Below are 12213 nucleotides of genomic sequence, written 5' to 3'. Positions count from 1 at the left end.
TTGCCGCAATGAAAACACTGCGGAAAATAGCCAATCGATCACCGAGCACTGACACGTTGACTTGTTGATATACATCAACAATTAAATGGGCAAAATTTGCCAAAATACGCAAACCAACTAATGTCAACCCGGTAACTTTTGAGTGCTTGCGCGACAACACGAGCATTTCTATAAAAACTAAAAGGGCCCCTGCGTTTTAACGGCAATGAAACCTGTACATGCATTGATTCAAGGAAATATTGCATAGCTAACGAAAATAAACGTCGTTTCTTTCCCTGCAATGGAGTCGTGCAATGTCTGAATCCCCCGGAAAATTGAAGCTCGGCGCTCTGGTTGCCTTGGTCGTCGGCTCAATGATTGGCGGGGGGATTTTTTCCCTGCCGCAAAACATGGCAGCCAGTGCCGATGTCGGCGCCGTATTGATCGGCTGGGCCATCACTGCAGTCGGCATGCTGACCCTGGCTTTCGTGTTCCAGACCCTGGCCAATCGCAAGCCGGATCTGGATGGCGGTGTCTACGCCTACGCCAAGGCCGGTTTCGGCGACTACATGGGTTTTTCTTCCGCCTGGGGTTACTGGATCAGCGCCTGGCTGGGCAACGTCGGCTACTTCGTGCTGCTGTTCAGCACCCTCGGTTACTTTTTCCCGATCTTCGGCGAAGGCAACACGGTGGCGGCGATCATCGGTGCATCGGTGCTGCTGTGGGGCGTGCACTTCCTGGTGCTGCGGGGGATCAAGGAAGCGGCATTCATCAACCTGGTGACCACGGTCGCCAAGGTCGTGCCGTTGCTGCTGTTTGTGTTGATCGCGATTTTCGCCTTCAAACTGGAAATCTTCACCGCCGACATCTGGGGCCTGAAAAACCCGGACCTGGGCAGCGTGATGAACCAGGTGCGCAACATGATGCTGGTCACCGTCTGGGTGTTCATCGGCATCGAAGGCGCGAGCATCTTTTCAGCCCGGGCGGAAAAACGCAGCGACGTGGGTAAAGCCACGGTGATCGGTTTCATCACCGTGCTGCTGTTTCTGGTGCTGGTGAACGTACTGTCGCTGGGGATCATGACCCAGCCGGAACTGGCCAAGCTGCAGAACCCGTCGATGGCCGCGGTGCTGGAACACGTGGTCGGTGACTGGGGCGCGGTGCTGATCAGCGTCGGCCTGATCATCTCGCTACTGGGGGCATTGCTGTCGTGGGTGCTGCTGTGTGCGGAGATCATGTTCGCCGCCGCCAAGGATCACACCATGCCGGCCTTCCTGCGCAAGGAAAACGCCAACCAGGTGCCGGTCAATGCGCTGTGGCTGACCAATGCCATGGTGCAACTGTTCCTGATCATCACCTTGTTTTCGGCCAGTACTTACCTGTCGCTGATCTACCTCGCCACCTCAATGATCCTGGTGCCTTACCTGTGGTCGGCGGCCTATGCCCTGCTGCTGGCAGTACGCGGCGAGAGCTACGAGAACGCCCTGGCCGAGCGCAGGAAAGACCTGTTCATCGGTGGCCTGGCAGTGATCTACGCGATCTGGCTGATCTACGCCGGCGGCGTCAAATACCTGCTGCTCTCCGCCCTGCTCTACGCCCCCGGCGTGATTCTGTTTGCCAAGGCCAAGCTTGAAATCGACAAACCGGTTTTCACCAACGTCGAGAAGCTGATTTTCGCCGCCGTTATCGTGGGCGCGGTGGTGGCGGCCTATGGGCTGTATGACGGCTTCCTGACCCTGTAGCACCTCATCTGGAGGATTACTGCAATGACCACCGAAAAAGTTAAGTACGGCGTCCATTCCGAAGCCGGAAAACTGCGTAAAGTCATGGTTTGTTCCCCAGGCCTGGCCCACCAGCGGCTGACCCCGAATAACTGTGACGAGCTCCTTTTCGATGATGTGCTGTGGGTGGCCCAGGCCAAGCGCGACCATTTCGACTTCGTCACCAAAATGCGCGAACGCAACGTCGATGTGCTGGAAATGCATAACCTGCTGACCGACATCGTCGCCATCCCCGAGGCACTGGACTGGATCCTGGAACGCAAGATCACCGCCAACTCGGTCGGATTGGGGCTGATCAACGAAACCGGTTCCTGGCTGCGCAGCCTGGAGCCGCGCAAGATCGCCGAGTTCCTGATCGGCGGGGTGTCCGCCGACGACCTGCCGGACAGTTTCGGCGGCAAGACCATCGAGATGTTTCGCGATTTCCTCGGTCACTCCAGCTTTATCCTGCCACCGCTGCCCAACACCCAGTTCACCCGCGACACCACCTGCTGGATCTACGGCGGCGTGACGCTCAACCCCATGTACTGGCCGGCACGGCGTCAGGAAACGCTGCTGACCACCGCCATCTACAAATTCCACCCGCAATTCACCAACGCCGACTTCCAGATCTGGTACGGCGATCCGGACCAGGAACACGGCAGCGCCACCCTGGAAGGCGGTGACGTGATGCCGATCGGCAACGGTGTGGTCCTGATCGGCATGGGCGAACGCTCTTCGCGCCAGGCCATCGGCCAACTGGCGGTCAGTCTGTTCAAGCACAAGGCGGTCGACAAAGTGATTGTTGCCGGCCTCCCCAAATCCCGCGCGGCGATGCACCTGGACACGGTGTTCAGTTTCTGCGACCGGGATGTGGTGACCATCTTCCCGGAAGTGGTGAAGCAAATCGTCGCCTTCACCCTGCGCCCTGACGAGAGCAAACCGGGCGGCATCGACATCCGCCGCGAAGAAACCAGCTTCCTCGACACCGTGGCCCAGGCCCTCAACCTCAAGGCGTTGCGCGTGGTGGAAACGGGCGGCAACAGCTTCGCCGCCGAACGCGAGCAATGGGACGACGGCAACAACGTGGTGGCCGTGGAGCCGGGCGTGGTGATCGGCTATGACCGCAACACCTACACCAACACCCTGCTGCGCAAGGCCGGAGTGGAAGTCATCACCATCAGCGCCGGCGAACTCGGTCGCGGCCGTGGCGGGGGCCACTGCATGACCTGCCCGATCATTCGCGACCCTATCGATTATTAAGGAGATCCCGTCATGGCTTTCAACATGCGCAACCGCAGCCTGCTGTCGCTGATGCATCACACCACGCGCGAGCTGCACTATCTGCTGGACCTGTCCCGCGACCTCAAGCGCGCCAAGTACACCGGCACCGAGCGTCCGCACCTGCAAGGCAAGAACATCGCGTTGATTTTCGAAAAAACCTCGACCCGCACCCGTTGCGCGTTCGAAGTCGCGGCCCATGACCAGGGCGCCCACGTCACCTACATCGACCCGGTGTCGTCGCAGATCGGTCACAAGGAAAGCATGAAAGACACCGCCCGCGTGCTGGGGCGAATGTTCGATGCCATCGAATACCGCGGCTTCGAACAGGAAATCGTCGAAGAGCTGGCCGAGTTCGCCGGCGTACCGGTGTTCAACGGCCTGACCGCCGAATTCCACCCGACGCAAATGATCGCCGACACCCTGACCATGCGCGAACACAGCGACAAGCCGTTGCATGAGATCAGCTACGCCTACCTCGGCGACGCCCGCTACAACATGGGCAACTCGCTGCTGATGATCGGCGCCAAACTGGGCATGGACGTGCGCATCGCCGCGCCCAAGGCACTGTGGCCACATCAGGATTTCATCGATCAGTGCAAGGCGTTTGCCGAAGACAGCGGCGCGCGCATCACCATCACTGAAGATCCGAAAGCCGCGGTCAAGGGTGTCGACTTCATTCATACCGACATCTGGGTATCGATGGGTGAACCGGTGGAAGCCTGGGACGAGCGCATCGAGCAACTGCTGCCGTACCAGGTCAACGCGCAGATGATGAAGGCCTCGGGCAACCCGCGAGTGAAATTCATGCACTGTCTGCCAGCCTTCCACAACAGCGAAACCAAGGTCGGCAAGGACATCGCCGCCCGTTATCCACACCTGGCCAATGGCGTCGAAGTGACTGAAGAGGTCTTCGAATCGCCGGCCAACATTGCCTTCGAGCAAGCGGAGAACCGCATGCACACGATCAAGGCGATCCTGGTGGCGGCGTTGGCGGATATCTGAAGACTCACCCTGGTTCCTGCGGTGCCCCCTGTAGGAGCCGGCTTGCTGGCGATGGCCTCACCTCGGTCTGTCAGATACACCGAGGCGATGCGTTCGCCAGCAAGCCGGCTCCTACAGGGGACATCCGCTACCTCTCTGTTTAGAAGGACTGCATCATGCGTATCGTCGTTGCTCTGGGAGGTAACGCCCTGCTCCGCCGGGGTGAACCCATGACCTCGGACAATCAGCGCGCCAACATCCGGATCGCCACTGAACAGATCGCCAAGATCCACGCGGGCAATCAACTGGTGATCGCCCACGGCAACGGTCCCCAGGTTGGCCTGTTGTCGTTGCAAGCGGCCGCCTACACCTCGGTCTCGCCTTATCCGCTGGACGTGCTCGGTGCCGAAACCGAAGGCATGATCGGCTACATCATTGAACAGGAACTGGGCAACCTGCTGGACTTCGAAGTGCCCTTCGCCACCCTGCTCACCCAGGTCGAAGTCGATGCCAATGACCCGGCGTTCCAGAACCCGACCAAGCCCATCGGTCCGGTCTACACCCAGGCCGAAGCGGAAAAACTCGCCGCAGAGAAAGGCTGGGCAATTGCGCCGGATGGCGACAAATTTCGCCGCGTAGTCGCCAGCCCCCGCCCCAAACGCATCTTCGAAATCCGTCCGATCAAGTGGCTGCTGGAAAAAGGCAGCATCGTGATTTGCGCCGGCGGTGGCGGCATCCCCACGATGTACGGCGCCAGCGGCAAACTGCAGGGCGTCGAAGCGGTGATCGACAAGGACCTGTGCTCGGCGCTGCTGGCCGAACAACTGGACAGCGATCTGCTGGTGATCGCCACCGACGTCAATGCCGCCTACATCGATTTCGGCAAGCCGACCCAGAAAGCCATCGCCCAGGCCCACCCCGACGAAATGGAAAAACTCGGCTTCGCGGCAGGGTCCATGGGTCCGAAGGTCCAGGCCGCCTGCGAATTCGCCCGCCATACTGGAAAAGTCGCGGTGATCGGTTCACTCTCGGACATCGAGGCTATCGTTCAAGGCACGGCCGGTACCCGGATCAGCACCGAGAAAGCCGGCATTACTTATTTGTGAGGAGAGACGGCAATGGCAACGTTCGAACCCGGACATCTGCACATCGAGCGCCATGCGCTGAATAAAGACGACGTCAGCTACGACCTGTGTTTCGACTATGAAGTCTTTCAGGACCCCAAGGAAGGCAAAGGCATGCAGTTCAAGTTGCATGGTTCGATTCAGGGCAAGGACATGAGCGAAACGTTCTTCCTGCCCAAGGATCAGGCCTACAACTTTGCCAGCAACTTCACGAAAATTGTTGAGAAGTACGGTATCCCCAAGGTGCATAGCCAAATCGGTTCAACTCACAAATTCTACGACAAGATATTTGAAGACATGAAGGAGAAACTGGAGATGAAATCGGGGGATCCGGTGAAGCCCGAACATCTGGAGTAATCCCGTTTCCCCGTGAAAGTGCAGCCTCCGGGAGCAGGCTCGCTTTCACTGGGATTCAACGCTGATGACGGTCCAGTGAAGCTGGCGAATCCTGCGGATGAATCACCAGATAGCTGTCGACTGCATCATCTATCGTTGGAAAAAACGCCGCCTCACCCAGCCGCGCGAACAGCCCGAATCGCTTGAGCTTGTCCTTGACCGGGTCCTTCATCTCGGCGATGCACAACTTTATGCCCGCCCCGTGCAAGGTCTCGTCCAGCTCAGCCAGCATGTCCGCAGAGGTCACGTCGACGCTGGTGACCGGTTCCGCCGCAACGACCAGCCAGCGCACCGGCGTGGGCGACGTCGCCACGGCATCCAGGACCCGGTCATGGAACAGCTCGGCGTTGGCGAAGAACAGGGGTGCATCCCAACGAAACAGCACCAGACCGGGTATGAGGCGCGCCTCGGGGTAGCGCTTGATGTCGTGGTAGCCCTTGACGGTATCGGTGCTGCCCAGCACCGCCGAATAAGGCCGCCAGCCATCCCACAGAAACTCGATGACGGCGATGACGATGGCCAGGCCGATGCCTTCAATCGCGCCGAACACGGCCACGCCAACGGTACAGACGATCGACAGCCAGAACTCCCAGCGCTGGATGCGATAGATTCGTCGCAGGTCGCTCACCTCGATCAGGCCGATGGCGGAGGCAATCACCACTGCAGCCAATGCGCTATTGGGTAAATCCTGCAACAGGTTCGGCGCCACCACCAGCAGCAAGGCCACGGCAAGCGCGCCGACGATGCCGGTTAGCTGGGTTTTCGCGCCTGCGGCCTCGGCCACGGGGGTGCGGGACGAACTGCTGCTGATCGCAAACCCCTGGAACAAACCGGCGGCCAGGTTGGCGACGCCCAGTCCCACCATCTCCTGGTTCGGGTCCACGTAGGTACGGGTGCGCGCCGCGTAGACGCGTGAAAGCACACTGGTGTCGGCGAATGACACCAGGGCGACGGCGCAACCGCCGATCAGCACGGGGACGATATCGGCGCTGGTGATCCAGGGGATGGCGAAGGCCGGCAGCCCCTGGGGCAGCGAGCCTAGCACCTTCACCCCGTTCCGCGCCGCAAGATCCAGCACAGCCACGGCGACAGTCGCGCCTGCCACGGCGATCAGAATGCCCGGTATCCGTTTGTGGCCCTTGAGCAGCAGGATCACTGACAGGGTGGCTGCGCCAACCATGAACGTGGTCCAGTTGGTTTTCCCATCCATCACCGCCGTAGCGATTGCCCAGATGTTTCTCAGTGGGCCGTCGGACTCAATCGAAAAACCAAAAAACTTGGGCAGTTGACTGATCAATACCGTCAGCGCGATACCGTTCATGTAGCCGTAGCGGATCGGTTTGGATAGCAGTTCGGTGACGAAACCCAGGCGCGCGATGCCCGCCAGGATGCACACCGCCCCCGACACGATCGCCATCATGCCGGCCAGGGCAATGGCCCGTTGCGGATCACCGCCGGACAGTGGCAGGACGACGGCGAGGATCACGGCCGCCAGCGAAGAGTCCGGCCCCAGCACCAGAATCCGGCTGGGCCCGAACAGCGCATAAGCCAGTAGCGGAATGATGGTCGCGTAGAGACCGTAGATGCCGGGTACGCCCGATGCCACCGCATAGGCGATACCGACAGGCACCAGCATGGTGGTCAGCACCAGTCCGGCCACAAGGTCGTGCCGCAACCAGGCCATCTTGTATCCGCGCAGGGTTTGCAGTCCCGGCAGCCAGCGGCTCCAGCCGGCCTGATCTGCGCTCGACTCGCGACGCGCAATCCGCCCCGGTTCCGGCAAGGGGGGCAAACTATCCGATTGGCTCATGGCACTGCGACCCCTTGGTGTGCAACGCAGACAGACTTGAACGAGCCGTCAGAATTTTTCGGGAATTCGTCGTAGCGGATAATCCGGTTCGCGATAGCCACCCGGCTTCTGCCGCTTGGGCAAGATCACCTTCTCGCGCGCAACTTCCTCGTAGGGAATGCGGCTGAGCAAATCGCTGATGATGTTGAGGCGGGCCCGCCGCTTGTCGTTCGAGTTGGCCACCAGCCAGGGCGCATGTTCGGTATCGGTGGTCATGAACATGTCGTCGCGCGCCCGCGAGTAGTCATACCAGCGGCTGTATGACTTGAGATCCATCGGGGTCAGCTTCCAGATTTTGCGGCCGTCCTTGATCCGCGCTTCAAGCCGGCGGGTCTGCTCTTGCGGGCTGACTTCCAGCCAGTACTTGAGCAGGATGACGCCCGAATCGACAATGGCCCGCTCCACATTCGGTGCCGTTTTCAGGAAACCGTCGACCTGCTCCTTGGTGCAGAACCCCATCACCCGCTCGACGCCCGCGCGGTTGTACCAGCTACGGTCGAAGATCACCACTTCGCCCGCCGCGGGCAGGTGCGGCAGGTAACGCTGGACATACATCTGGCTTTTCTCGCGATCGGTCGGTGCCGGTAGCGCCACCACCCGAAACACTCGTGGGCTGACCCTTTCGGTCAGCGCCTTGATCGTCCCGCCCTTGCCGGCCCCGTCGCGCCCCTCGAAGATGATGCAGATCTTGGCGCCCTTGGCCTTTACCCATTCCTGCAACTTGACCATTTCGACGTGCAGGCCGCGCAGCTGTTCAAGATAAACTTTGTTCTTCAGTTTCGGGCTTTCAGCGGGCTTGCTCTTAGGGGCTTTCTTCTTGTCCTTTGCCATTGAAAAGACCTCACAAATGCCGGTAGATGACGACCGATTGGCAGATCGCCGCGCCTTTGTAGGAGCGAGCTTGCTCGCGATGGTCGTCAACGATAACGCGTGCTTGCTGGATAATACGCGGTGTTCCGGCGACTATCGCGAGCAAGCTCGCTCCTCCAGGTTTGTGGGCGGCCGTTGTGTTCTCCATGACCAACCGAGTGAGTTTAGTCGATGATTTCACCCTCAACACCGAGTTGACGTGGTGCTACCGGGCGATCCGCCGCGACGCTGGCTGAGCAGATTGACCATCAGGCAGGCATACAGCGTGACAACGATGAACAACCCCATGCGCACGGCAAAGGCGGTGTAGACGTCCTTGCCCGCCGCACTGTCCTGTACCGACTGGCCCAGCAGGATAATCATCGTGATCAGGCTGTTGAGCCAGAATCCCGGGCTGAAGCGGGTCGGGCTCAGCGCATATAACTTGCGCGCCAGCACCAGGGCGAACAGCAGCATCCACAGAAAGAACATCCACAGGTGCACGAACAGGCTGAGGGCGCACCAGAACAGGATGGCCAGGAGGCCACCGAACAAGGTCGAGCCGACCAATTCGCGGCCGGCGTTGCGGGCGGTCGCCGTCGAACTCTGCTGACCCAGGCTGACGGCCTTGAGAATGATCGGCAGGTAACTGGCGGGATCGATCAGCGCCAACAGGAAGGTCGGCAGCACGATCAGGGTGGTGCGCAGCGCCACCCGGCCCACCTCGTCGGCTGGCAAGATCGGCGAGGCCGGGGGTGACGGGGCGTTGGCCGGGTCGGGAAACAGCCAGTGACTCAACGCCAGCACCAGCACCGCGAGCAGCAACCCCTTGACCAATGCCCCGATGACCAGGGCGCCCAGCTCGAAATCGGCGACGCCGGCCGACGAGATCATGGTCAGGCCAATCACCAGAAAGGTCATGATCAGGTTGTTGCCACCCCGCAAGCCATAGCGGAAAGCCAGGAACAGACACACGCCGATCAACAGCACGCCACTGACCGGGTAATAACGCAGGATCGGGATCAACAGCAGGCCGATGGCGGTGGTCAACAGCGCGGCCAGGGCCAGTACCAGGCCCGCCTTGAACGGCAACGGTCGATTGAGTGTGGCCAGCAGCAAAACGGCCAGCACCGGGGCCAAAAAAGGAATCGGCAACCCCAGGCCAAAGCTGGCGGCGAGGCTCAGCGCGGTGCCCGTGGCCAGGCGCAGTGCGCGCTGCGCCCGGGGCGAGCGCTCAGTAGACATACGATAGCCAACTCATCAGGCCGACAAACAACCGGCCCAGGTGATTCAGCAGATTGCCCTGGGTGGGGAACGCCATGACTTCCGCCTGCCCGCCGGCACGGACGGCACCGCTGTCGCGCAGTCGGGTCCACGACTCCTCGGAAAACTCGATGATCACCGGAAAACGTTGCGCCGGGCGCAGCCAGTCACGGCTGTTCTGCACGCTGGGCAGCGTGCCGGGCGCGGGTGTCTGGCCGACACTGACGCCGTAGCCGACACTGCGCACACGCCCCTCGAACAGCTCGCCCGGCAACGCGTCCAGCACAATCGTCACTGGCGTATCGGGCTTGACCAGGCCGAGGTTGTTCTCGGTCATGTCGGCACTGATCCATACATCATGGATGGCGATCAGGGTCATCACCGGGCTGCCGGCCCCGGCAAACTGCCCGACATCGGTGCGCAAATCGGTGACCAGCCCGGATGAGCGGGCGCGGATCTGCGTGTTGGCCAAGTCCAGCTCGGCTTTTGACAGCGCCGCGGCCGCGCTGCGCAACGTGGCGTTGTCTTCGTCGCTGCCGCCCTCCTGTTCACGCGCGCGCTGCACTTCGGCACGGGCGGCGGCGACCTGGCTGATCGCCTGTTCGCGGGTGGAGCGCGACACTTCCAGCAGGCGCACGGAAATGGTCCCGGGGTCTTCGCGGTACAAGCCTTCCAGGCGCTGATTGTCCTGCCGCGCCTTGAGCTCATTGGCCTGGGCGGCGCGCAAGTTGGCTTGCGCGGCCGCAATGCCGGCGGTGCTGGCGCCGATCTGCCGGCGGGTCGATTCAAGGTCGGCGCGCGCACGGTCGACGGCAATCTGGTACGGCTGCGGGTCGACCTCGAACAGCAGTTCACCGGCCTTGACGTCCTGGTTGTTGCGCACGTTGACCCGGGTCACCCGCCCCGCCACCTCCGAGGCCACCGGAATCACAAAGGCGCCCACCCGGGCCTGTTGCGTATAGGGCGTGTATCGGTCGGCCAACAGGTACCAGGCCAGGCTCAGGAGGATCACCAGCAGCACCCACTTGATGCCTTTTTTTGTCGGGTCGGCGACAGGTGCCGGTGCCGGGCTGACAGGTGTCTCGGACGCGGGCCGCGGAGCTTCACTCATGGTGCTTGTTCCTGGTAAGACATCGGAAAGGCGGGTGCCGGGGTGGCAGACTCCTCCAGCAGATCACCCCAGTCGGTGCGTTGTTCCATCTGTTGGCGAGTCGCCGGATCCACTGTCGGGCGGGGGCTGTACCAGCCACCGCCGAGGGCTTTGTACAAGGCGATCGCATTGCTCACCGCATTGCTGCGGGCCACCAGGTAGTTGTCCTGTTGCTCGAGCAAGGCCCGCTGCGCATCCAGCACCCGCTGAAAGTCCGAGTAGCCTTCGCGGTACTGCACGCTGGCCAGCACCAGCGACCGCTTGGCGGACAATTCGGCTTCACCGAGGATGCGTTCGCGCTCCAGGGATTTGATCAGGCCAAAGGCAGCATCATCCGCTTCCCGTGCAGCCTGGCGGACCTTGTCGCGGTAAGCCTCGATCAACTGCTGCAACCGCGCGTCCTGCACCCGCACGTTGTTGCTGATCTGGCCGTGATCGAACAGGTTCCAGCGCAGGCTGGGGCCGCCGATAAAATCCAGGCTGCGCGAGGTGCCACTGAGGGTGTCGGCCGACCAGACGATGCTGCCAAGCAATGTCAGCGATGGATAGAAGTCGGTAACGGCCACGCCGATCAGCGCGGACTGGGCGGCGACATTCAGCTCGGCGGCGCGCACATCGGGCCGGCGCAGCAACAGGTTGGCCGGCACGTCCTGCAGCACCGCGCGATCGACCAGCGGAATCAGTCCTGGATGCTCGGTCAGCTGCGGCAATGCGCCCGGCGGTTGCCCGATCAGCACCGCCAAGGCATTACGGGTGCGCTGCAACTGATCCTCGAAATTGGGAATGGTGCTCAAGGTGCCCAGGTACTGGGTCTTGGCCTGTTGCAGGTCGAGTTCGGCCTGCTGGCCACTGTTGAACAGCTTTTCGGTGATCTCGAAGTTGCGCTTTTGCTGCTCGGCGTTTTCCCGGGCAACACGCAAACGGGCTTCAGTGGTGCGCAGCGAGAAATAGGTCTCGGCCACTTGCGCGCGCAGCAACACCAGCACGTCTTCATAGTTGGCCTGGGCAGCGAAGTAGCTGGCGTCGGACGACTCGATGGCGCGACTGAAGCGCCCCCAGAAGTCCAGCTCCCAGCCGATGTCGAAGGCAGCGCTGTGTTGCCAGAAATGACTGTCCTGCGGGTTGCTGCCACCGAATTGCCGACGGTTGATGTACAGGCTGTCGGCGCTGGCCTGCTGCATCTGCGGGTAACGTCCGCTTTGCGCGATACCCAGCTGGGCGCGGGCTTCCATCACCCGCAGACCGGCGATTTCCAGGTCGGCGTTGTGCGCATCGGCTTCGGCAATCAACTGGTCCAGGACCGGATCGGCGAAGACTTGCCACCACTGCCGCAGATCCGGGTTCAGGCTGCGTTGACTGGATTGCTCGAGGGCCGGGCTACCCCAGTGTTTGACCCAGGCCTCGCCAGGCGCCTGGAAATCCGGCCCGAGTCGTACGCAGCCGCAAAGACCCAGTGCACCAAGCAGCAGGAGCCGGCCTGGCCGAAACAGCAAGGCTCTACGTGACTGCATTTACGCTGTTCCCGGCCGACGAAGTTCACTGGAGCATAGACGCCCAAACGGGCAAACGGCTGCTAAG

At 61.4% G+C, this 12213-nt stretch carries 10 protein-coding genes; 5 read left to right on the top strand and 5 right to left on the bottom strand.

Features of this window, described 5'->3' with window-relative positions:
• Positions 1 to 293: 293 nt before the first annotated feature.
• The 5 genes from arcD (at position 294) to ELQ88_RS17185 (ending at position 5485) form a co-directional block, all read left to right on the top strand.
• A complete protein-coding gene (gene arcD / locus ELQ88_RS17205) occupies positions 294 to 1721 on the top strand; it encodes an arginine-ornithine antiporter (protein ID WP_138966540.1) in 1428 nt (475 codons plus the stop codon).
• 24 nt (positions 1722 to 1745) lie between these two features.
• Entirely contained in the window at positions 1746 to 3002 is a 1257-nt protein-coding gene (gene arcA / locus ELQ88_RS17200; protein WP_128870319.1) for an arginine deiminase, read from the top strand.
• Positions 3003 to 3014: 12 nt separating this feature from the next.
• Complete coding sequence (locus ELQ88_RS17195) at positions 3015 to 4025, top strand: ornithine carbamoyltransferase (protein ID WP_128870320.1); 1011 nt, start codon at positions 3015 to 3017, stop codon at positions 4023 to 4025.
• 155 nt (positions 4026 to 4180) lie between these two features.
• Positions 4181 to 5110, top strand: coding sequence for a carbamate kinase (gene arcC / locus ELQ88_RS17190; protein WP_128870321.1), 930 nt, complete (start codon positions 4181 to 4183; stop codon positions 5108 to 5110).
• Between the two features lie 12 nt (positions 5111 to 5122).
• Positions 5123 to 5485, top strand: a complete 363-nt coding sequence (locus tag ELQ88_RS17185; RefSeq protein ID WP_138966538.1) for a DUF5064 family protein — start codon at positions 5123 to 5125, stop codon at positions 5483 to 5485.
• A 55-nt stretch (positions 5486 to 5540) separates the two neighbouring features.
• Here the strand turns inward: ELQ88_RS17185 and ELQ88_RS17180 are convergent, their stop codons facing one another.
• The 5 genes from ELQ88_RS17180 to ELQ88_RS17160 form a co-directional block, all read right to left on the bottom strand.
• A complete protein-coding gene (locus ELQ88_RS17180) occupies positions 5541 to 7334 on the bottom strand; it encodes a SulP family inorganic anion transporter (protein ID WP_138966536.1) in 1794 nt (597 codons plus the stop codon).
• Between the two features lie 48 nt (positions 7335 to 7382).
• Complete coding sequence (ppk2, locus tag ELQ88_RS17175; RefSeq protein ID WP_138969537.1) at positions 7383 to 8204, bottom strand: polyphosphate kinase 2; 822 nt, start codon at positions 8202 to 8204, stop codon at positions 7383 to 7385.
• 222 nt (positions 8205 to 8426) lie between these two features.
• Complete coding sequence (locus ELQ88_RS17170; RefSeq protein WP_138966534.1) at positions 8427 to 9467, bottom strand: DUF2955 domain-containing protein; 1041 nt, start codon at positions 9465 to 9467, stop codon at positions 8427 to 8429.
• Positions 9457 to 10596, bottom strand: a complete 1140-nt coding sequence (locus ELQ88_RS17165) for an HlyD family secretion protein (RefSeq protein ID WP_138966532.1) — start codon at positions 10594 to 10596, stop codon at positions 9457 to 9459. Before ELQ88_RS17165 ends, ELQ88_RS17170 begins: the two co-directional genes overlap by 11 nt.
• The gene (locus tag ELQ88_RS17160) at positions 10593 to 12146 is read right to left on the bottom strand and encodes a TolC family protein (RefSeq protein ID WP_138966530.1); all 1554 of its coding nucleotides are present in this window, start codon (positions 12144 to 12146) and stop codon (positions 10593 to 10595) included. Before ELQ88_RS17160 ends, ELQ88_RS17165 begins: the two co-directional genes overlap by 4 nt.
• Positions 12147 to 12213: the final 67 nt, after the last annotated feature.

The organism is Pseudomonas sp. MPC6, from assembly GCF_006094435.1.
Classification (GTDB): Bacteria; Pseudomonadota; Gammaproteobacteria; order Pseudomonadales; family Pseudomonadaceae; genus Aquipseudomonas.
The sequence above is the reverse complement of the archived record's forward strand: the minus strand, read 5'-3'. Positions and strand labels throughout refer to the sequence as shown.